General features: G+C 64.4%; 17 protein-coding genes and 1 rRNA gene. 11 read left to right on the forward strand and 7 right to left on the reverse strand.

Translation table 11 applies throughout. From position 1 onward, the window contains the following. Both AB4Y40_RS38250 and AB4Y40_RS38255 read right to left on the reverse strand, forming a co-directional pair. Positions 1-105, reverse strand: a 16S ribosomal RNA gene (locus tag AB4Y40_RS38250); the annotation flags it as partial. A gap of 478 nt (positions 106-583) precedes the next feature. Continuing rightward, entirely contained in the window at positions 584-1,804 is a 1,221-nt protein-coding gene (locus tag AB4Y40_RS38255; RefSeq protein ID WP_368692277.1) for an SGNH/GDSL hydrolase family protein, read from the reverse strand. Positions 1,805-2,108: 304 nt separating this feature from the next. Between AB4Y40_RS38255 and paaA the strand changes: the two genes are divergently transcribed. The 8 genes from paaA to AB4Y40_RS38295 all read left to right on the forward strand — a co-directional run bounded on the left by paaA (position 2,109) and on the right by AB4Y40_RS38295 (position 8,430). Further along, on the forward strand, positions 2,109-3,107 hold the full coding sequence (paaA, locus tag AB4Y40_RS38260; RefSeq protein WP_368692278.1) for a 1,2-phenylacetyl-CoA epoxidase subunit PaaA: 999 nt from the start codon (positions 2,109-2,111) through the stop codon (positions 3,105-3,107). Between the two features lie 40 nt (positions 3,108-3,147). Beyond that, positions 3,148-3,432 (forward strand): 1,2-phenylacetyl-CoA epoxidase subunit PaaB, encoded by a 285-nt coding sequence (paaB, locus tag AB4Y40_RS38265; protein ID WP_028203445.1) that lies wholly within the window; start codon positions 3,148-3,150, stop codon positions 3,430-3,432. Between the two features lie 9 nt (positions 3,433-3,441). After that, positions 3,442-4,248, forward strand: coding sequence for a 1,2-phenylacetyl-CoA epoxidase subunit PaaC (gene paaC / locus AB4Y40_RS38270; RefSeq protein WP_368692279.1), 807 nt, complete (start codon positions 3,442-3,444; stop codon positions 4,246-4,248). 29 nt (positions 4,249-4,277) lie between these two features. After that, positions 4,278-4,811 carry a 1,2-phenylacetyl-CoA epoxidase subunit PaaD gene (gene paaD / locus AB4Y40_RS38275; protein WP_368692280.1) on the forward strand — a complete coding sequence of 178 codons (534 nt, stop codon included), beginning with the start codon at positions 4,278-4,280 and terminating at the stop codon, positions 4,809-4,811. 1 nt (position 4,812) lies between these two features. Next, positions 4,813-5,901, forward strand: coding sequence for a 1,2-phenylacetyl-CoA epoxidase subunit PaaE (paaE, locus tag AB4Y40_RS38280; RefSeq protein ID WP_368692281.1), 1,089 nt, complete (start codon positions 4,813-4,815; stop codon positions 5,899-5,901). A 165-nt stretch (positions 5,902-6,066) separates the two neighbouring features. Further along, positions 6,067-6,891, forward strand: a complete 825-nt coding sequence (locus tag AB4Y40_RS38285; protein ID WP_368692282.1) for a DUF1835 domain-containing protein — start codon at positions 6,067-6,069, stop codon at positions 6,889-6,891. Between the two features lie 6 nt (positions 6,892-6,897). Beyond that, positions 6,898-7,500 carry a TetR/AcrR family transcriptional regulator gene (locus AB4Y40_RS38290; protein WP_342920421.1) on the forward strand — a complete coding sequence of 201 codons (603 nt, stop codon included), beginning with the start codon at positions 6,898-6,900 and terminating at the stop codon, positions 7,498-7,500. Positions 7,501-7,764: 264 nt separating this feature from the next. Then, positions 7,765-8,430: a GNAT family N-acetyltransferase gene (locus AB4Y40_RS38295; protein WP_368692283.1), complete on the forward strand. Its 666-nt coding sequence runs from the start codon at positions 7,765-7,767 to the stop codon at positions 8,428-8,430. An 82-nt stretch (positions 8,431-8,512) separates the two neighbouring features. Here the strand turns inward: AB4Y40_RS38295 and AB4Y40_RS38300 are convergent, their stop codons facing one another. After that, positions 8,513-9,007 (reverse strand): Lrp/AsnC family transcriptional regulator, encoded by a 495-nt coding sequence (locus AB4Y40_RS38300; RefSeq protein ID WP_368692284.1) that lies wholly within the window; start codon positions 9,005-9,007, stop codon positions 8,513-8,515. 140 nt (positions 9,008-9,147) lie between these two features. Here AB4Y40_RS38300 and hppD point away from each other — a divergent pair, with 140 nt between their 5' ends. Then, on the forward strand, positions 9,148-10,245 hold the full coding sequence (gene hppD, locus AB4Y40_RS38305) for a 4-hydroxyphenylpyruvate dioxygenase (RefSeq protein ID WP_069264228.1): 1,098 nt from the start codon (positions 9,148-9,150) through the stop codon (positions 10,243-10,245). A 144-nt stretch (positions 10,246-10,389) separates the two neighbouring features. Here hppD and AB4Y40_RS38310 read toward each other — a convergent pair whose 3' ends face one another. Further along, on the reverse strand, positions 10,390-10,578 hold the full coding sequence (locus AB4Y40_RS38310) for a hypothetical protein (protein ID WP_201699758.1): 189 nt from the start codon (positions 10,576-10,578) through the stop codon (positions 10,390-10,392). A gap of 405 nt (positions 10,579-10,983) precedes the next feature. On the opposite strand from AB4Y40_RS38310, the gene AB4Y40_RS38315 reads away from it, so the two are divergent. Next, positions 10,984-14,586, forward strand: a complete 3,603-nt coding sequence (locus AB4Y40_RS38315; RefSeq protein WP_368692285.1) for an indolepyruvate ferredoxin oxidoreductase family protein — start codon at positions 10,984-10,986, stop codon at positions 14,584-14,586. Positions 14,587-14,676: 90 nt separating this feature from the next. On the opposite strand, the gene AB4Y40_RS38320 is transcribed toward AB4Y40_RS38315, so the two are convergent. Both AB4Y40_RS38320 and AB4Y40_RS38325 read right to left on the reverse strand, forming a co-directional pair. After that, positions 14,677-16,962 carry an NADP-dependent malic enzyme gene (locus AB4Y40_RS38320; protein ID WP_368692286.1) on the reverse strand — a complete coding sequence of 762 codons (2,286 nt, stop codon included), beginning with the start codon at positions 16,960-16,962 and terminating at the stop codon, positions 14,677-14,679. A gap of 214 nt (positions 16,963-17,176) precedes the next feature. Further along, positions 17,177-18,418: an MFS transporter gene (locus AB4Y40_RS38325; RefSeq protein ID WP_368692287.1), complete on the reverse strand. Its 1,242-nt coding sequence runs from the start codon at positions 18,416-18,418 to the stop codon at positions 17,177-17,179. A 378-nt stretch (positions 18,419-18,796) separates the two neighbouring features. Between AB4Y40_RS38325 and AB4Y40_RS38330 the strand changes: the two genes are divergently transcribed. Then, positions 18,797-19,483: an orotate phosphoribosyltransferase gene (locus AB4Y40_RS38330; protein WP_028203433.1), complete on the forward strand. Its 687-nt coding sequence runs from the start codon at positions 18,797-18,799 to the stop codon at positions 19,481-19,483. 123 nt (positions 19,484-19,606) lie between these two features. On the opposite strand, the gene AB4Y40_RS38335 is transcribed toward AB4Y40_RS38330, so the two are convergent. Beyond that, a complete protein-coding gene (locus tag AB4Y40_RS38335; protein WP_368692328.1) occupies positions 19,607-20,314 on the reverse strand; it encodes a response regulator in 708 nt (235 codons plus the stop codon). Positions 20,315-20,432 lie beyond the last annotated feature (118 nt).

Raw genomic sequence — 20,432 nt, forward strand, 5'->3', positions numbered from 1 at the left:
CGTTCGCCACTCGCCGCCAGGATTGCTCCCGCGCTGCCGTTCGACTTGCATGTGTAAGGCATGCCGCCAGCGTTCAATCTGAGCCAGGATCAAACTCTTCAGTTCAATACCTGTTACTGTTTTCGGTTCGCTGCAGTTGCCTGCTTGAACCGGTCGCTCACTCAAAGCTGACAGGAATTTGAATTGCTTCAAAAACCTGACTTACTTTAGTGTGAGACTCTTGATACTTTTGCTGCTCCTGGATTCCGCTCCGAAGAACGGCATCAGGTCGCCACCGCATCAAGCGCCCACACTTATCGGCTGTAAATTTTTAAAGATCGATCGCGAAAGCGCCGTTAAACCATCGAACTACCCGGCGTTTTCTGCGTTGCTGCGTCAGCAGCAGAGAAGCGAGATTATGAAGAATCCTTTTCGCTTCGTCAACCCCTTTTTTTCGCTCACCGCTTGAAAAAGCTGCCGACTCCTGCGTCCGCCGGTTTCCGCGGCGGCCTTCGCTGCCCTGACGTCTGAGACATCGAACTGCGAAGGGGGCGAATCTTAGCGCCCCCGCCGGCACTGTGCAAGGGGGAGGCGAAAATATTCCTCACTTCCGGGTAAGGACCTCCAGCGGCACCGCATTCGCCATCGCCGCGTAGCCCGCGTCGCTTGGATGGATGTGGTCGCCGCTGTCATAGCCATAACGCAGTCGCACGGGGTCCGCCGGATCCCGCAGCGCCGCGTCGAAGTCGACCACGCCGTCGAACGCCCCGCTCGTCCGGATCCACTGGTTCACCGCCGTGCGGATCGCCTCGCGCTCCGGCGGCAGCGATGCCGGCGTGAGCGTCGCGCCGAAGATGCGTACGCCGCGCCCGTGCGCCTGCGCGATCACGCGGCGGTAGCCCGCGATCAGGTCGTTCGCGTCCACGTGCGTATGAGGAAAGTCGCAGTCGAGGGCCGATCGCGCCGGCATCGCCTGGAAGTTGATGTCGTTGATGCCGATGAGCAGCACCACGGTTTTCACGCCCGGGTGTCCGAGCACGTCGCGGCCAAAGCGGCGCTCAAGCGCCTCGCCGTAGCAAGGCGAATCGCTCAGCAGCCGGTTGCCGCTGATCCCGAGATCGATCACGGCGAGATCCGTGCGCTGCGACTGCGCGATGCGGCGCGCCAACGCGTCCGGCCAGCGACGGTTCTGATTGAGCGAGGAACGCATGCCGTCAGTAATGGAGTCGCCGATCGCCGCGACCGTCGACGCCCCCGGCGCCTCGACCGCCAGCCCCGTCACCCACGCGTACTGCGTAAAGCGCTCGGTGAACGCGCCAATCGACGGATCCGCGACGTGATTGCCTGGACGCGAAACGTAATTCACCTGGCTCGCCACGCGATGCCACGCGACCATCTTTTGCTCAGGTCCCATATAGGAACTGATGGCGTAGGGCGCGTGCGCCTTCAGATCGATCTGCACCGGGTCGCTGTCGAGCGCGGCACCGGGCGGCACCGACACCGCCGCTCGCCCGCCGAAGGTCACATGCGCCGTACCCGCCTCGCTCGCCACCGCACCGCCCGCAGAAGGCGCAATCGCCATTGCCTCGATCACAAGCGGCGTGCGCCCATAGAGGTTGCTCACATGCACCCGCGCGACCGTGCCGCCCAGCGTCGGATACACGATTTGCCGAACGGTGCGCCCGGCGACCTCGGGCGCGCGGTACAGCGCCGGGAGCGCGTCGCGCTCGGGAATCGACTGCAGCGCCGTCGCCCAGCTCGTAACCCAGGGGCCCGAGGATTGATCGGCGAACGCCGGAGACCCGGCGCCAAGTGAAATGAACATTGCGGCCGCAGCCGCGAGGGGACCAAAGGAAATCTTCATCCGTGAACGAGTGTGCAGGCAAAGGCGCATTGTGCCCCATGGCCCGATGCACAGCCTTCCATCCGCCTGACAGTCGAGCAAACTAAACCAAGCAAAAGCCCGCGCACACGCCGCCCCACGCACAAATCCCAGGCAATCCCGCTGCCGCCCCGCTAAAACTCAGCTGTGGGTCCACATTTCTTTGCCCTACCTCAAAAAATTCATTTACCGACCGGTCGGTTGGTTTATACTGCGCGACATACCCAACTTCGACGAGAGCGTCTCCATGTACACGCAATCCCTCGACATCCCCGGCAACGTTGCTCCGCTCGACGCGGACGCAACCTCGCCGGAGCAGGCGCAGTTCGACGCCATCATGGCCGCCGACGGCAAGATCGAGCCGCAGGACTGGATGCCCGAAGCCTATCGCAAGACGCTCGTGCGCCAGATCTCGCAGCATGCGCACTCGGAAATCGTCGGCATGCTGCCGGAGGGCAACTGGATCTCGCGCGCGCCGAGCCTCAAGCGCAAGGCGATCCTGCTCGCCAAGGTGCAGGACGAAGCGGGCCATGGCCTCTATCTCTATAGCGCGGCGGAAACGCTCGGCGTTTCGCGCGACCAGCTCGTCGACGCCCTGCACGCCGGCAACGCCAAGTATTCGAGCATCTTCAATTACCCGACGCCCACGTGGGCCGATGTCGGCGTGATCGGCTGGCTCGTGGACGGCGCGGCGATCATGAACCAGATTCCGCTGTGCCGCTGCACGTACGGTCCGTACGCGCGCGCCATGATCCGCATCTGCAAGGAAGAGTCGTTCCACCAGCGTCAGGGCTTCGACGCCCTGCTCGCCATGATGAGCGGCACCGACGCGCAGCGCGAACTCGTCCAACAGGCCGTGAACCGCTGGTGGTGGCCGGTGCTGATGATGTTCGGCCCGAGCGACGCCGATTCGGTCCACAGCAACCAGTCGGCCAAATGGGGCATCAAGCGCATCTCGAACGACGATCTGCGCCAGAAGTTCGTCGATGCCACGGTCGAGCAGGCCAAGGTGCTGGGCGTGACGCTGCCTGACGCCGATCTGAAATGGAACGAAGCGCGCGGCCACTACGACTACGGCACGATCGACTGGGAAGAATTCTGGCGCGTCGTGAACGGCGACGGCCCGTGCAACCGCGAGCGTCTCGGTACGCGCGTGAAAGCGCACAACGAAGGCGCGTGGGTGCGCGAAGCCGCCCTCGCCCATGCCGAAAAGCAGCGTCAGCGCGCCGAAAAGCACGCCGCTTGAGCACACCTCATACATGAATCAGGAAGGAAGGAGATCCACGATGAACAAGGAATGGCCGATCTGGGAAGTGTTCGTGCGCAGCAAGCAGGGCCTCGACCACAAGCACTGTGGCAGCCTGCACGCCTCTGACGCCTCGATGGCGCTGCGCATGGCGCGCGACGTCTACACGCGCCGCCAGGAAGGCGTGAGCATCTGGGTGGTGCCGTCGTCGGCAATCACGGCATCGGATCCGAACGAAAAGGCCGAGCTCTTCGAGCCGGCCGGCGACAAGATCTATCGCCACCCGACGTTCTACACGCTGCCCGACGAAGTCAACCACATGTAAGAGCGCAACATGACGACGCCCACGCCTGAACAACTCGCGTACGTGCTGCGCCTCGCCGATACGGCGCTGATCCTCGGTCAGCGCAATTCGGAATGGTGCGGCCACGGCCCGATCCTCGAAGAAGACATCGCGCTCGCCAACATGAGCCTGGACCTGATCGGTCAGGCGCGCCTGCTCTACACGCATGCCGCCACGCTCGAAAAGGCGCTCACCGGCCGCGAGCGCACCGAGGACGACTACGCCTACTTCCGCGCCGAGCGCGAATTTGCGAACTACACGCTCGCGGAGCTGCCGCACTTCGGCCCGCTCGCCGGCACGACGCATTCGGCCAACGACTACGCCGTAACGATCGTGCGCAACTTCCTCTACGCCACGCTGATGGAGCATCTGTGGACCGCGCTGCTGCGCTCCGCCGACCCGCAACTGGCCGCGATCGCCGAGCGCTCGATCAAGGAAACGCGCTACCACGTGCACCATGCGCGCGAGTGGCTGATCCGTTTCGGCGACGGCACCGATGAATCGCACCGCCGCGCCCAGGCAGCACTCGACTGGCTGATGCCGTACACGCGCGAGTTCTTCAGCACCGACGCCGTGGAAACGGCCGTGGCCGAAGCCGGCATCGCACCTCTAACGGCGCAGTTCGAAGCCGCGTGGCGCGCCGACGTGGAAGCCGCGCTCGAAGAAGCCACGCTTACGCTGCCAGAGCAGGTGTTCCACATCACGACCGGCAAGCACGGCGAGCACTCGGAGCACATGGGTTTCGTGCTCGCCGAGATGCAGAGCCTCGCGCGCCAGCACCCGGACGCGCGCTGGTAAGCATCCCCGCAGGAACAGAGGAAGTCACGATGCAAGCAACGGCAGATCACGCGCTCGAACGCGCCTGGGAAGTGCTGGAATCGGTGCCCGATCCGGAGATTCCGGTCGTGTCGATCCGCGAACTGGGCATTCTGCGCGACGTGCGCCGCGCCGACGACGGCCAGATCGAAGTGGTCATCACGCCCACCTACTCCGGCTGCCCGGCGATGTCGCAGATCGCGGAGGACGTCGCGCACGCGCTCGACGCCGCCGCACTCACGCCCTACCGCATCGCGACGACCCTGACGCCCGCGTGGACCACCGACTGGATCACCGACGAAGCGCGCGAGAAGCTGCGCGCCTATGGCATCGCGCCGCCCACGGGCAACTGCGGCTCCGCGCCTCAATCGGCCGAACAGCCGATCACCTTCATCGCGAAACCGAAGCCGTTGCCCGCGCCCGCCTGCCCGCACTGCGGCTCGCAGCACACCGAACGCCTCGCGCAGTTCGGCTCGACCGCTTGCAAGGCGCTCTACCGCTGCATCGACTGCCGCGAACCCTTCGACTACTTCAAACCGTACTGATATGGCCACTCCGCAATTCCATTCGCTGCGCATCCGCGAAGTGCGGCCCGAAACCGCGGACGCGGTCTCTGTCGCTTTCGAAGTCCCGCCCGAGCTGCGCGAGGCATTTCGCTTCACCCAGGGGCAGTTCGTCACGCTCAAGACGCACATCGACGGTGAGGAAACGCGCCGTTCGTACTCGATCTGCGTGGGCGTGACCGACTACGACCGCGACGGCGAGCTGCGCATCGGCATCAAGCGCGTGCGCGGCGGGCGTTTCTCGAACTTCGCGTTCGAGCAGCTCGCGCCCGGCCACGAGATCGACGTGATGACGCCCGATGGCCGCTTCTTCACGCACCTGAACGCCGAGCACGGCAAGCATTACGTGGCATTCTCGGGCGGCTCGGGCATCACGCCCGTGCTCGCGATCATCAAGACGACGCTCGAAACGGAGCCGCGCAGCGCGTTCACGCTCGTGTACGGCAACCGCAGCGTCGACGCGATCATGTTCGCCGAAGAGCTGGAAGACCTGAAGAACCGCTTCATGAGCCGCTTCCGCCTCTACCACGTGCTTTCGGACGACCTGCAGGACGTCGAGCTCTTCAACGGCGTGCTCGATCAGGCCAAGTGCGCGGCGTTCCTCGAAACGCTGCTGCCCGCCGACGAGATCGACGAAGCCTTCATCTGCGGCCCCGGCCCGATGATGGACGCCGCCGAAGCCGCGTTCAAGGACGCGGGCGTGCCGCCGCAGAAGGTGCACGTGGAGCGCTTCGGCTCGCCGCTGCCGCAGGCGGGTGTGCCGAACGTCGAGATCACCGAAAACACGCCGGCCGCCGACCTCGAAATCGTCATCGACGGCAAGAAGCGCAAGATGCGCCTGCCGTACGAGGGCGTGAGCCTGCTCGACGTCGGCCTGAAGGCGGGTCTGGCGCTGCCTTACGCGTGCAAGGGCGGCGTGTGCTGCACTTGCCGCGCCAAGGTGCTCGAAGGCGAGGTGAAGATGGACAAGAACTACACGCTCGAGGAGCAGGAAGTGAAGGACGGCTTCGTGCTCACCTGCCAGTGCCATCCGGTGAGCGAGCGGGTGGTCGTGAGTTTCGACGAACGTTAAGGCGTTAGAGCAACAGCACGCTTTCGGCCCGCAGGCGATCCGCTTACACTAGGGGCCGCCCGCGGGTGTTGCAGCGCAGCGCTGCGACACCCGCGGGCGGCTCCTTTTGTTATTTGCGTGCTTTCGGGCTTACAGGGCGTTCAGCGTGAACGCAACGAGTTGTCGATGACCACGATTCACCTCATTTACGGCGAGCCGGCCGTGACGGCACTACGTCAGGCTCTCGAAGCGGCAGGCCGTCCTGACCGCGTGATCGCCCTGCGCGATGATCTGACGGTAGGCCCGTTGCGCGACATCGACGTGGCGGGCGACCCAGGCGTGGCGCAACGCGCCGCCTTCTGGGAGCGCCTGAGCGATGCGCCGCCAACCCTCGCCCACGACGACTGCGCGGCGTTGGGTACGCTCGAAGCCGACGACGCCCACGTAGTGATCTGGCACACGCACGACGCCGCCCACCAGCTCGCGCTGCGGCGTGTCTGCTACCGCTTGCGCGACGTCCCGCAGCGCCTGAACGAAGTGCGCCTGACTGCCGACGAAATTTCGGGCCCGGACGCCGCAGCCCGCATCGAGGCGCGCTTGCCCGACGCCGCGCCGATCTCGGTGCTGCGCATCACGCGTCTCGCGCTGGAGTGGCAGGAAGCCAAGTTCGCCAACGGCGAGACGCGCCGCTGGCGCGACAACACCTTCACCAGCGGCACGTGGAGCGACCTCGACGCCATGATCCTCGACGTGCTCGACGCCCATGAAGACCGCCCGGCGGGCGCATCCTGGCTCGCCAGCGACGTGCTCGGCGCAGCACTCACGCGGGGCGGCGCCGGCTTCACGGTTGGCGAGCCCGTCGTGCTGTGGCGCCTGCGCGAGCTGTGCGCGGCCGAAGAACTGCGTCTGCGCGACGACATGTGCGCCGCCTGTGCCCCGCTCGCCGCTGCCGCGCGCGCCGCGCGTCCGCCGCTGCCGCAAACCGCCGCGCACCTTTCCCTCCCCCGCTGAACTCCCATGGCACGCACCCGAGCGCCCGACCACGAAACCCAACGCGACCAGATCCTCGAGCTCGCCGCCGCCAAATTCGCGCAAACGAGCTACCCGAGCACCTCGATGTCGGACCTCGCGGCCGCCAGCGGCACCTCGAAGGCGCGGCTCTATCACTATTACGAGAGCAAGGAAGCGATCCTCTTCGACCTGCTCGATCGCTACACCAAGCGGCTCATGCTGATCATCGCGGAGGTGGAAGGCGCGAGCCAGCGGCGCGGTCACGACGAGCGCGAGAGCTTCGCCGAGCTGATTCGCGCGTTTCTCGCCGAATACGAAACCTCGCACAGCCGCCACGTGGCGCTCCTGAACGACGTCAAATACCTCGTCGACGCCCAACGCGAGATCATCCTGAATCGCCAGCGCGACGTGGTCGCCGCCTTCACGCGCCAACTCGCGCGCGCGTATCCGGGCCAGGTCACGAACGAAAACCAGACCGCGCTGACGATGATGGTGTTCGGCATGATCAACTGGACGTTTACTTGGCTCAAGCCCGGCGGGCGCATGGGCTATCGCGACTTCGCCGAGCAGGTGATCGCCATGGTCGATCATGGTCTGAAGGGCGCCTGAAGGACGCCCGGACGGTGCTCCGGACGGTAGAAATTTTCGGGCCAGATTGCTGCAGTGCGACATGATGCGTCAGGGCAACAGTTGACCCGTCAAACGACCCGCTACGAATAAACGTTAATAATCAATCGGTTGCGCTTATATTTTTATTAATTAGGCGCAACACTCAAATTTGCACTCCGGGTTTTCCCTAGAGCGCACCCAGGGTTTCCGCTAGAATGCGTTTTGCGCTGCATCATGCGGCATGCATTTTAAGGAGAACCCACCATGAACCCGCTTTCGACCCAAGCCAACGTGCCGATCATTTCATCCGCTCGTCCGCTGACGTCCGGACATGCGCCCGTCATGGTGCGAGTACTTACCTCGGCAGACCGCGAACGCCTGCTCGCGCACTTCCTCTCGCTCGACAGCGATGACCGTCTGCTGCGCTTCGGCCAGGCCGCGCCGGACCACGTGATCGAAAAGTACGTGCGCTCGATGGACTTCACGCGCGACACCGTGTTCGGCGTGTTCGACCATCAACTGCAACTCGTGGGCGTCGGTCATCTGGCCTACCTCCCGGCGGACGGCAACGGCCGCACGGCCGAGTTCGGCGTGTCCGTGCAGGAAAGCGCGCGCGGCCAGGGCATTGGCTCGAAGCTGTTCGAGCGCGCTGCCATCCGCAGCCGCAACACGCACGTCACCACGCTCTACATGCACTGCCTGTCGCGCAACTCGACGATGATGCACATCGCGAAGAAGTCGGGCATGAAGATCGAGTACGCCTACGGCGAAGCCGACGCCTATCTCTCGCTCGAGCCGGCCGACCAGAGCAGCATCATCGCCGAAATGCTCCAGGAACAAGCCGCCGTGTTCGACTACGCGCTCAAGCGTCAGGCGCGCCAGGCCAGCAAGCTGATGGAAACGATCCTGCCGCAGGCTGTCGCGGCGTGACTCCTGCCCTTCGGGACAGACTGATGCATTGAAAAAGCGGCTTCGGCCGCTTTTTTTGCGTCTGCGTTACGGCGCCGCGCAGTCAGCGGATCGGCAAAGCCGTCGTTTCCTTGAACGTGTCGAGCGAAAAGCTGGATTTCACGTCGATCACCGAAGGATGGTGCAGCAACTGGTCCTGTACGAAGCGCGAGAAGTGCGCCATGTCCTCCACCTGCACACGCAGCAGGAAGTCCATGTCACCCGTCATCGCGTGGCAGGCCACCACCTCAGGCCAGGTCTGCACCGCCACACGAAACAGCTCGGCATGCGTCACCCCTTCGCGCCCGGCCGCGGTCGGCCCACGCTTTTCCAGCCGCACGTTCACATAGGCGAGCAGGTCGAGCCCCAGTTTCTGCGCATCGAGCAGCGCCACGTAGCTGCGAATCACGCCGCTTTCCTCCAGCCGCCGGATGCGTCGCAAACACGGGCTCGGCGAGAGATTCACGCGCTCGGCGATCTCCTGGTTCGAGAGCCGGCCATTCTCCTGAAGGATCGCCAGGATGCGCCTGTCGATTGCGTCCAATTCGATGCTTGCCATTTTCTGCCTTTCAAACATTCATTCAAGGCAGTTTATAGCGCAAATCGACGGTAACGCGACCCAACTCGCAAGTTTTCTCCCAATACGGCGGACTACACTGTGCAACACGAAATCTGATCTACATCAGTCAGGAGACAACCATGCAGGTCCCCAACTGGGAGAACCCCGTCGGCACCGACGGCTTCGAATTCATCGAATACACCGCACCGGACCCCAAGGCGCTCGGCAAACTGTTCGAACGCATGGGCTTCACGGCCATCGCGCGGCATCGCCACAAGGACGTGACGCTGTATCGCCAGGGCGACATCAACTTCATCGTCAACGGCGAACCCGATTCGTTCGCCCAGCGCTTTGCGCGCCTGCACGGCCCGTCGATCTGCGCGATCGCCTTCCGCGTGCAGGACGCCGCCAAGGCCTACAAGCACGCGCTCGAACTCGGCGCGTGGGGCTTCGACAACAAGACCGGCCCGATGGAGCTGAACATTCCTGCCATCAAGGGCATTGGCGACTCGCTGATCTATTTCGTCGACCGCTGGCGCGGCAAGAACGGCGCGGCGCCGGGCAGCATTGGCGACATCAGCATCTACGACGTCGACTTCGAGCCGATCGCGGGCGCCGAACAGAACCCGGTGGGTCACGGTCTCACCTATATCGACCACCTCACGCACAACGTCCATCGCGGCCGCATGAACGAATGGGCCGAGTTCTACGAGCGCCTCTTCAACTTCCGCGAAATCCGCTACTTCGACATCGAAGGCAAGGTCACCGGCGTGAAGTCGAAGGCGATGACCTCGCCCTGCGGCAAGATCCGCATCCCGATCAACGAGGAAGGCGGCGAGACGGCAGGCCAGATCCAGGAATACCTCGACGCCTATCACGGCGAAGGCATCCAGCACATCGCGCTCGGCACGAACGACATATACCGCACCGTGGATGGCCTGCGCGCCAGCGAAATCGCGCTGCTCGACACGATCGACACATACTACGAGCTCGTGAACCGCCGCATTCCGGGCCACACCGAGCCGCTCGAAGAACTCAAGAAGCGCAAGATCCTGATCGACGGCATGCCCGAAGACCTGCTGCTGCAGATCTTCACGGAGAACCAGATCGGCCCGATCTTCTTCGAGATCATCCAGCGCAAGGGCAACCAGGGCTTCGGCGAGGGCAACTTCAAGGCGCTGTTCGAATCGATCGAACTCGACCAGATCCGCCGCGGCGTGGTGCAGGACAAGGCATGACGCACTCGCGCCGATAAATTCGGCCAATGACAAACAAAAAGGGCGAAGATCGCACGATCTTCGCCCTTTTTGACTTTTGAATCCGCCGCCGCACACCCCGGCGCCGGATTCGGTGAATGGAATGCTGCGCGGATCAGCGCGGCATCAGGATTTGCGTTCGGCCTTCGTGGCCGGCATGGCGTTCGTATCAGCCTTCATGCTCAGCGTGTACTGGGCGCATCGAGTCGTCGCACTCTCGCCGCTCTTCGTGCTGGCGTTCGAATGCAGTGGCGCGCTCATGGCAAAGAACGCAGCCGAGACCGTCAGGAAGGTCTGGATATGTCGATTATTCATGCTGGACTCCTTTTTTAGACTGCCTGTTGCAGTAGTGCCCCTTTTAATAACTGTTAACAGCCAGGGAAGCTGCGCGGTTCGCACAGATGAGGGAGTTAGACAGGATATTCAAGTCCGGTTCCCAGGTAGTGCAAGTTTTACACGTTGTTACTCCTCTGAGGAATTCGATACATCCGTTATTACACGGGGGTTTCAGGCCGTTTGCGCGACACGGCGCCACAGGCCCGAAACCTGCAACGCAGTGCGGCGCGGCGCTCGGAGCCTCGAAGCGGCGGGTTTATCCGAGTGCTACTATCGAAAGAAAGAAGCCAATATGGCGACCCCGGCCAGAGCATTCACAAGATGCCGAGGCCCTGCAGTTCTGGCGATCCCACAACGGATTGGTTGGATGGAGGAAGACACATAATGAATGCCCCGCTAGACGCAGGTCAGCGCGCTTCGCTCGAAGCCGCACTCGCTTCCGTCACGCTCGACGATAAATACACCCTCGAACGCGGCCGCGCGTACATGAGCGGCATCCAGGCGCTGGTCCGCCTGCCGATGCTGCAGCAGGAGCGCGACAAGGCCGCCGGTCTCAATACCGCGGGGTTCATCTCCGGCTATCGTGGCTCGCCGCTCGGTGGCCTCGATCAGTCCCTCTGGAAGGCGAAGCAGCATCTCGCCGCACATCAGATCGTTTTTCAGCCAGGCGTGAACGAAGACCTCGCCGCGACCGCCGTGTGGGGCTCGCAGCAGGTGAACCTGTACCCGTCCGCGAAATACGACGGCGTGTTTTCGATGTGGTACGGCAAGGGACCGGGCGTCGACCGCAGCGGCGACGTGTTCAAGCACGGCAATTCCGCCGGCTCGTCGCCGCACGGCGGCGTGCTCGTGCTTGCCGGCGACGACCATGCGGCCAAGTCGTCCACGCTCGCGCACCAGTCGGAGCACGTCTTCAAGGCCTGCGGCCTGCCCGTGCTGTTCCCCTCGAACGTGCAGGAATATCTCGACTTCGGCCTGCACGGCTGGGCGATGAGCCGCTACTCGGGCCTCTGGGTCGCGATGAAATGCGTGACCGATGTGGTGGAATCGTCGGCATCGGTCGAACTCGACCCGCATCGCACGAACATCATCCTCCCCGAAGACTTCGCGATGCCCGAGGGCGGCCTGAACATTCGCTGGCCCGATCCGCCGCTCGTGCAGGAAGCGCGTCTGCTCGACTATAAGTGGTACGCGGGGCTCGCCTACGTGCGCGCCAACAAGCTCGACCGCATCGAGATCGATTCGCCGCATGCGCGCTTTGGCATCATCACGGGCGGCAAGGCGTATCTGGACGTGCGCCAGGCGCTCACCGACCTCGGCCTCGACGACGAAACCTGCTCGCGCATCGGTGTCCGGCTCTACAAGGTCGGCTGCGTGTGGCCGCTCGAAGCGCAGGGCGCGCACGCGTTTGCACGCGGCCTCGAAGAGATTCTCGTGGTCGAGGAAAAGCGCCAGATTCTCGAATACGCGATCAAGGAAGAGCTGTACAACTGGCCCGACGCACAGCGTCCGCGCGTGTACGGCAAGTTCGACGAAAAGGACGGCGCGGGCGGCGAGTGGTCGGTGCCGATGGGCAACTGGCTGCTGCCCGCGCACTACGAGCTGTCGCCCGCGATCATTGCGCGAGCCATTTCCACGCGGCTCGACAAGTTCGAATTGCCCTCGGACGTGCGCGCGCGTATCGCCGCGCGCATGAGCGTGATCGAGGCCAAGGAAAAGGCGCTCGCGAAGCCGCGCGTGCAGGCGGAGCGCAAGCCGTGGTTCTGCTCGGGCTGCCCGCACAACACGTCGACGAACGTGCCCGAGGGCTCGCGCGCGATGGCCGGCATCGGCTGCCACTACATGACCGTCTGGATGGACCGCAGCACGAGCACCTTCAGCCAGATGGGCGGCGAAGGCGTGGCGTGGGTCGGCCAGGCGCCGTTCACGAACGACAAGCACGTGTTCGCCAACCTCGGCGACGGCACCTATTTCCACTCGGGCCTGCTCGCCATCCGCGCGGCGATCGCCTCGAAGGCGAACATCACCTACAAGATTCTCTATAACGATGCGGTCGCGATGACGGGCGGCCAGCCGGTCGACGGCACGCTCACCGTGCCGCAGATCACGCATCAGGTCGCCGCCGAAGGCGCGGCGAAGATCGTGATCGTCACCGACGAACCCGAAAAGTACGAAGGTGAACCCGCCACTAAGCTCGCGCCGGGCGTGACGATCCACCACCGCGACCAGCTCGATGCGATCCAGCGCGAACTGCGCGAGGTTCCCGGCACGACGATCCTGATCTACGACCAGACCTGCGCCACCGAAAAGCGCCGCCGCCGCAAGCGCGGCACCTATCCCGACCCGGCGAAGCGCGTCGTCATCAACGAGGCCGTGTGCGAAGGCTGCGGCGATTGCTCGGTGCAGTCGAACTGCCTGAGCGTCGAGCCGCTCGATACGGAGTACGGCACGAAGCGTCAGATCAACCAGTCCACCTGCAACAAGGACTTCTCGTGCCTGAAGGGCTTCTGCCCGAGTTTCGTGACGGTGGAAGGCGGCCAGCTACGCAAGCCGAAGACGAGCAGCGTCGCGAACGAAGCGATGCCGACCGTCCCGACGCCCGACGTGCCCGCCATCGACCGCCCCTACGGTGTGCTCGTGACGGGCGTGGGCGGCACCGGCGTGGTGACGATCGGCGCGCTGCTCGGCATGGCCGCGCACCTCGAATCCAAGGGCGTGACCGTGCTCGACGTGACCGGCCTCGCGCAAAAGGGCGGCGCGGTGATGAGCCACGTACAGATCGCCAACCGCCCCGGCGACATCCACGCCACGCGCATCGCCATGGGCGAGGCGAACCTCGTGATCGGCTGCGACGCCATCGTGACGGCCGGCGACGACTGCATCTCGCGCATGCAGGAGGGCATGACGCACGTGGTGCTCAACAGCGCGCCCACGCCGACTGCCGAGTTCATCAAGAATCCGCAGTGGCAGTTCCCGGGCTCCAACACCGAAGCCGATGTGCGCGCCGCAGCGGGCACGGACCACGTCGCGACCGTCGATGCGAACCGCTACGCGCTCGCGCTGCTCGGCGACGCGATCTACACGAACCCGTTCGTGCTCGGCTACGCGTGGCAAAAGGGCTGGTTGCCGCTCACGCACGAGTCGCTCGCGCGCGCGATCGAGTTGAACGCGGTGCAGGTCGAGAAGAATCTTGCGGCATTCGAATGGGGCCGCCGCGTGGCGCACGATCGCGCCGCCGTGGATCAGCTCGTGAAGAAGCCGATGGCCGAGCAGAACGCCGACGCGGCCGGCGCGAAGATCGTCTCGCTGCACACGCCCAGGGCGCTCGACACGCTGATCGAAAAGCGCGCGCAGTATCTCGCCGCGTATCAGAGCGCGGCATACGCGCGGCGTTATCGCGCGTTCGTCGAAAGCGTGCGCCAGGCCGAAGCGAAGCTCGAGCATGTGGACGGCCAGTCTCCGCTCACCGAAGCGGTGGCCAAGAATCTGCACAAGCTGATGGCGTACAAGGACGAGTACGAGGTCGCGCGCCTCTACGCGGACCCGGCGTTCATCGAGAAGATCAAGGCGAGCTTCGAAGGCGACTGGACGGTGAACTTCCATCTCGCGCCGCCCTCGTTCGCGAAGCATGACGACAAAGGCCAGCTCGTGAAGAAGCAGTATGGCCCGCGCATGCTCACGGCCATGCGCATGCTCGCGAAGTTCAGGTTCCTGCGCGGCACGGCGCTCGACCCGTTCGGCCGCACCGAGGAACGCCGTCACGAACGCGCATTGATCGGCGAGTATGAAACGCTGATGCGCGAGGTGATCGGCGGTTTGAGCGAAGCGAATCTGCCGCTCGCGCTGGAACTCGCGAACCTGCCCGACGCGATTCGCGGTTACGGCCATATCAAGGAGAACAACCTCAAGGCCGCGCGCGCGAAGTGGGCCACGTTGCTCGCGAAGTGGCGCTCGCCGGAAAACGGTGCGGCGCGGCACGCGGCTTGACGCTCGCCTGATTCGAGGCGGTAAAAGCAAAGGGCGCTCCGTGCAACACGGAGCGCCCTTTTCACATCAGGCGATTCACGCCGACGCGATTTACTTCGCCGCCGCCTTCGCCACGTTCGCGTTGGCCGAAGCCACCGCCGTCATGTTGATGATGCGTCGCACGGTGGCCGCCGGCGTGAGGATGTGCACCGGCTTCGACGCGCCGAGCAGGAACGGGCCGACCGTCACGCCTTCGCCGCCGATCACCTTCAGCAGGTTGTAGGCGATGTTGGCCGCCTCCACGTTCGGCATGATCAGCAGGTTCGCTTCGCCCGTGAGCGTCGTGCCCGGGAACGACTGCTTGCGGATCAGCTCGGAGAGCGCCGCGTCGCCGTGCATTTCGCCGTCCACTTCGAGCTGCGGATCGCGCACGGCGATCAGCTCGCGCGCGGCCTGCATGCGCTGCGACGTCGACGAACGCACGCTGCCGAAGTTCGACGACGACAGCAGCGCGACCTTCGGCGTAATGCCGAACTTCTCGATTTCGCGCGCGGCGAGGATCGTCATGTCGGCGAGCTGCTCGGCGCTCGGCACTTCGTTCACGTAGGTGTCGCTGATGAAGATGTTGCGGCCCGGCAGCATCAGCAGGTTCATCGCGGCGTAGTTCTCGGCTTCCTTCGCCTTGCCGAACACCTGATCGACGAACTTGAGGTGGTAGTCGAAGCTGTTGAGCAGGCCGCAGATCATGCCGTCGGCGTCGCCGAGGTGCACGAGGATCGCGCCGATCAGCGTGTTGAACTTGCGCACCGAAGCCTTCGCCACGTCGGGCGTGATGCCCTGACGCGCGCCCAGTTCGTGGTACGCCTGCCAGCTCTTCTGGAAGCGCGGATCGTCTTCGGGATCGACGATCTCGAAGTCGGTGCCCGGACGCAGCTTCGAGCCCATCTTCTTCAGGCGCATTTCCACGACCGATGGGCGGCCCACGATGATCGGCCTGGCGATCTTCTCGTTGAGCACGAACTGCGCGGCGCGCAGCACGCGCTCGTCTTCGCCTTCGGCGAACACGATGCGCGCGCAGTTGGCCTTCGCCGCCGCGAACACCGGACGCATCACCATGCCCGAGCGGTAGACCGTCGCGCCGAGCTGCTCGCGGTAGGCATCCATGTCCTGGATCGGACGCGTGGCCACGCCCGAGTCCATCGCGGCCTGCGCCACGGCCGGCGCGATCTTGATGATGAGGCGCGGGTCGAAAGGCTTCGGAATCAGGTACTCCGGGCCGAATTCGAGCGTGTGGCCTTCATAGGCCTTCGCCACTTCGTCGCCCTGATCGGTTTCCTCGGCCAGCTCCGCGATCGCGCGCACGCACGCGAGCTTCATCTCTTCCGTGATGGTCGTCGCGCCCACGTCCAGCGCGCCGCGGAAGATGAACGGGAAGCACAGCACGTTGTTGACCTGGTTCGGATAGTCCGAACGGCCCGTGGCGATGATCGCGTCCGGGCGCACCTTCTTCGCTTCTTCCGGGCGGATTTCCGGCTCCGGGTTCGCGAGTGCGAGGATCAGCGGCTTGTCGCCCATCTCCTTGACCATCTCGGCCTTGAGCACGCCGGCGCTCGAGCAGCCGAGGAATACGTCGGCGGCCTTGATCGCGTCGCCGAGCGTGCGCGCTTCGGTGTTGGCGGCGTAACGCGCCTTCGACGGATCGAGATTGCCGCGGCCTTCGTAGATCACACCCTTCGAGTCGGTGACGAGGATGTTCTCTTTCTTCAGACCGAGCTTCACGAGCAGGTCCAGACACGCGATCGCCGCTGCGCCCGCACCCGAGCACACGAGTTTCACTTCATCGAGTTTCTTCTCGACCACTTTCAGGCCGTTGAGAATCGCCGCTGAAGCGATGATGGCCGTGCCGTGCTGATCGTCGTGGAAGACCGGAATCTTCATGCGCTCGCGCAGCTTCTTCTCAATGTAGAAGCACTCGGGCGCCTTGATGTCTTCGAGGTTGATGCCGCCGAGCGTGGGCTCGAGCATTGCGATGGCTTCGACGAGCTTGTCCGGGTCGGTTTCGTCGAGTTCGATGTCGAACACGTCGATGCCGGCGAACTTCTTGAAAAGGCAGCCCTTGCCTTCCATCACCGGCTTGGCCGCGAGCGGGCCGATATTGCCGAGGCCGAGCACGGCCGTGCCGTTCGTCACGACGCCGACGAGGTTGGCGCGCGAGGTGTACTTCTGTGCATCGAGCGGTTCTTCGTGAATCGCCATGCATGCAGCCGCAACGCCGGGCGAATAAGCGAGCGAAAGATCGAGCTGGTTCGAGAGCGGTTTGGTCGGTGTGACCGAGATCTTGCCGGGCCTCGGATTCTGGTGATACGCGAGCGCGCTTTGCTTCAGTTGTTCATCCATTTTCAGGCCTGCCTGGACGTGAGAGACGTGAGAGAGAGAATCTTTTATGGTCGTAGGCCCGCCGGTTCGCACGGCACGAGCGTTCCAGCAGGGCCGATTAGTGTACACCTGGCGCCGTTCGCGTCCACGTGGGTCAAAGACTGATACCGGGAATTCGCGCAGCCGATAGTGTGGGTTCGTGCGGCGGCGCTTTCGTCTGACCGATGCGCGTTGCTTATTCGAGCGCCGCGCCGCGGCGTTCGGGAATCAGGAAGAGGGTCGCGAGGATGTCGAGCACGTAGATGGCGGCGAGCATGCCGAGCGCCGCCGTGAAGGAATAGCGCGCGGCCAGCGCCCCCACGGCGAGCGGCCCGAAGCCGCCCACGGCGCGGCCGATGTTGAACAGCACGTTCTGCGCGGTGGCGCGTGCCGCGGTGGGATACAGCTCGGAGATGAGCGCGCCGTAGCCGCCGATCATGCCGTTGACGAACACGCCCATTGCCGCGCCGCCGATCAACAGCGCGAACGGCGAGGAAAGCTGCGCATAGACGAACACCATGACTACGGCGCCCGCCTGATAGAACAGAAACGCGGGCCGGCGGCCGAACCGGTCGGCCGCGATGCCGAACAGCCAGATGCCGAGCGCCATGCCGGCAACCGTCGCGGCAGTCCACACCCCCGACTTCGTGAGCGAATAGCCGAAGGACTTCGAAAGATACGCGGGCAACCAGATCATCAGCCCGTAATAGCCGAAGTTCTGCACCGAGCAGAGCACGGCCACGCCGAGGCTCGCGCGCGCGGTACGCGCATCGGCCACGAGCATGCGCAGCGCGCGGGGGCGCTCGGCCCTGGCGGCAGCGGCCATGCGCCGCGCATGCGCGACGAAAAGCTCGGGCTCCTCCACGCGCCGCCGCACCACGAACGAGACGACCGCCGGCAGCAGCCCGATGGCGAACATGCCGCGCCAGCCGATCGGCGGGAGCAGCAGCGGCGTGAGCAGCGCCGCGGCCAGCACGCCGAGCTGCCAGCCGAGCCCGACATACGACGACGCCCGCGCGCGCAGCTGCGCGGGCCACGCCTCGGCAACGAGCGTCATGCCGATGCCGAACTCGCCGCCCAGCCCGATGCCCGCGATCGTGCGATAGACGAGCAGGTCGCCGTAGCCGCGCGCCAGCGCGCACATGCCGGTGAAGACGGCGAACAGCAGAATGGTCCACGTGAGCACGCGCACGCGGCCGTAGCGATCGCTCAACAGCCCGAACCCGATACCGCCCGCCACCGCGCCGACGAGCGTCCAGGTGACGAGCGCGCCCGCCTGCGCACCGGACAGATGCAGATCGGCGCTGATCGCGGGCAGCATGAAGCCGAGCATCAGCAGATCGAAGCCGTCCATGGCGTAGCCGAGCACCGAGGCGACTAGCGCACGCATGGCGTGGCCGCGCGTGGCGGCGGCCGGGTTGGTAGAAACGGCGGTCATAGGGGCAATCCTGGGAAACGTGCGCGCATGGGGAGCGCAAACCGGCGTGAGTGTAAAGGCGGGGCCGGGCCGTCACAACCGCGACGCCGACCGCGCGTAGCGCAGCGCCGCCGGCGTTCGCGCCCCACATCGCTGCCGGCGCTTGCCCGTGCGACTCGTCGGCGATCGTCAAGTCGGGTAAAATACCGGCCTACGCGCGCAAGAGAAGCCGTCCGGACCGGGCGAGTCGCCTTGACCCATGCAGTGAGCAAGGTCAGACGATCCACGCCTTTCGGGCCGCGCACCGCAGGCGCCGAAGCCACGCTTCGCGCCCGCCGTGCCAGCGCCACCGGGCCACGCGCCCACCCTCCTCCCGCACTCATATCCAAGGATTCGCCCATGACAGGCTACGATCGCCAGACGATCTCGGACGCAACCGCGAAAATGCTGCTCGAAGTGAAGGCCGTGCACTTCAACGCCGAAAAGCCCTTCATCTTCACTTCCGGCTGGGCGAGCCCGGTCTACATCGACTGCCGCAAGCTGATCTCGTATCCGCGCGTGCGCCGCGGCCTGATGGAAATGGCCGAAGCCACGATCCTGCGCGACGTCGGCTACGAGCAGATCGACGCCGTGGCCGGCGGCGAAACCGCGGGCATCCCGTTCGCGGCATGGCTCTCCGACCGCCTGATGGTGCCCATGCAGTACGTGCGCAAGAAGCCGAAGGGTTTCGGCCGCAACGCGCAGATCGAGGGTCTGCTCACCGAAGGCCAGCGCGTGCTGCTCGTCGAAGACCTGACCACCGACAGCCGCAGCAAGATCAACTTCATCAACGCGCTGCGCACGGCCGGCGCGCAGGTGAACCACTGCTTCGTGCTGTTCCACTACAACATCTTCAAGGAAAGCGTCTCGGTCCTGAAGGACATCGACGTCGACCTGCACGCGCTCGCCACGTGGTGGGACGTGCTGCGCGTCGCCAAGGAATCGGGCTACTTCGAAACGAAGACGCTCGACGAAGTCGAGAAATTCCTGCACGCACCGGCCGAGTGGTCGGCTGCGCACGGCGGCGCAACGTCGGCACCGCAGTAAGCGCACTAGCCGCACGCGCGCGAGCGCATGTCAAAAAGGCCATCTGCCTCTGGGCAGATGGCCTTTTTTTCTGGCTGGCGTAGCGGTGTAAAGCGGGTGCGGCTCGTGTGCAGCGCGGCAGGATCAACGCGCCGTTTCTGCCTCGCCGCCCGCTTCGGGCACATCGGGCGTATACGAGGAAAGATTGAGCAAGCCATTGCTCTGCGCGTACTGGAACAGTTCGGAGTCTCGATCGAGTCCGAGCTTGCGCATCGCCGTGTTCTTCTGAGTACTAATTGTCTTAATACTGCGGTTCAGCTTCTCGGATATTTCTTTAATCGTCATGCCCGAAACAAAGAGCCGCACGACTTCGAGTTCTCGCTTTGAGAGAATGACTTCATCGGTTTTCCCGCCGCTATTGATGCGCAATTGATCGAGCGCAGTCTTCACCTGTGGGCTCATATATTCGAGATTGCGGCTCACATGCTGCACCGCGAGGCCGATGTGGCTCAGGTCGTCGGATTTGTGCACCACCGCGAACACGCCGAGTTCGCCGAGGCGTTTGAGCAGCGCGGGATTTTCGAGCATCGTGAGGACGACGATGGGAACGTTCGGGAAGTTGCGCCGCAGGTAGCCGATGAGCGGCAATCCGTCGCCGTACTGGCCGCCCGGCATGGCAAGGTCGGTCACCAGCACGTCGCAGGGACCGGTTTGCAACGCCTTGACGAGTTCGGTGGACTGGCGGGCGCGGCCAACGACCTGGATGCCGGGAAAGTTGAGCAGTGCATGTTCCGCACCAAACAAGATCACCGGATGATCGTCGGCGACTACGACCCTGATTGGTTGCTGCATTAGCCCTCCGTGTAGGCAAACCTGCTTATTTCTCCCGCGCGGCCAGTTCACATATTGCTTCTTGTTTCCGGCCTCCGACGCGCCAGTTGCCCGAGCAGGAGAATCTACAACTATAGCG

Origin of the sequence: Paraburkholderia sp. EG287B (assembly GCF_040965595.1) — a bacterium.
Classification (GTDB): domain Bacteria; phylum Pseudomonadota; class Gammaproteobacteria; order Burkholderiales; family Burkholderiaceae; genus Paraburkholderia.

Excerpts from the sequence above, each read along its gene's own strand:
- AB4Y40_RS38255 (WP_368692277.1), bottom strand. The coding sequence starts at position 1,804 with ATGTTCATTTCACTTGGCGCCGGGTCTCCGGCGTTCGCCGATCAATCC.
- paaA (WP_368692278.1), top strand. The coding sequence starts at position 2,109 with ATGTACACGCAATCCCTCGACATCCCCGGCAACGTTGCTCCGCTCGAC.
- paaB (WP_028203445.1), top strand. The coding sequence starts at position 3,148 with ATGAACAAGGAATGGCCGATCTGGGAAGTGTTCGTGCGCAGCAAGCAG.
- paaC (WP_368692279.1), top strand. The coding sequence starts at position 3,442 with ATGACGACGCCCACGCCTGAACAACTCGCGTACGTGCTGCGCCTCGCC.
- paaD (WP_368692280.1), top strand. The coding sequence starts at position 4,278 with ATGCAAGCAACGGCAGATCACGCGCTCGAACGCGCCTGGGAAGTGCTG.
- paaE (WP_368692281.1), top strand. The coding sequence starts at position 4,813 with ATGGCCACTCCGCAATTCCATTCGCTGCGCATCCGCGAAGTGCGGCCC.
- AB4Y40_RS38285 (WP_368692282.1), top strand. The coding sequence starts at position 6,067 with ATGACCACGATTCACCTCATTTACGGCGAGCCGGCCGTGACGGCACTA.
- AB4Y40_RS38290 (WP_342920421.1), top strand. The coding sequence starts at position 6,898 with ATGGCACGCACCCGAGCGCCCGACCACGAAACCCAACGCGACCAGATC.
- AB4Y40_RS38295 (WP_368692283.1), top strand. The coding sequence starts at position 7,765 with ATGAACCCGCTTTCGACCCAAGCCAACGTGCCGATCATTTCATCCGCT.
- AB4Y40_RS38300 (WP_368692284.1), bottom strand. The coding sequence starts at position 9,007 with ATGGCAAGCATCGAATTGGACGCAATCGACAGGCGCATCCTGGCGATC.
- hppD (WP_069264228.1), top strand. The coding sequence starts at position 9,148 with ATGCAGGTCCCCAACTGGGAGAACCCCGTCGGCACCGACGGCTTCGAA.
- AB4Y40_RS38310 (WP_201699758.1), bottom strand. The coding sequence starts at position 10,578 with ATGAATAATCGACATATCCAGACCTTCCTGACGGTCTCGGCTGCGTTC.
- AB4Y40_RS38315 (WP_368692285.1), top strand. The coding sequence starts at position 10,984 with ATGAATGCCCCGCTAGACGCAGGTCAGCGCGCTTCGCTCGAAGCCGCA.
- AB4Y40_RS38320 (WP_368692286.1), bottom strand. The coding sequence starts at position 16,962 with ATGGATGAACAACTGAAGCAAAGCGCGCTCGCGTATCACCAGAATCCG.
- AB4Y40_RS38325 (WP_368692287.1), bottom strand. The coding sequence starts at position 18,418 with ATGACCGCCGTTTCTACCAACCCGGCCGCCGCCACGCGCGGCCACGCC.
- AB4Y40_RS38330 (WP_028203433.1), top strand. The coding sequence starts at position 18,797 with ATGACAGGCTACGATCGCCAGACGATCTCGGACGCAACCGCGAAAATG.
- AB4Y40_RS38335 (WP_368692328.1), bottom strand. The coding sequence starts at position 20,314 with ATGCAGCAACCAATCAGGGTCGTAGTCGCCGACGATCATCCGGTGATC.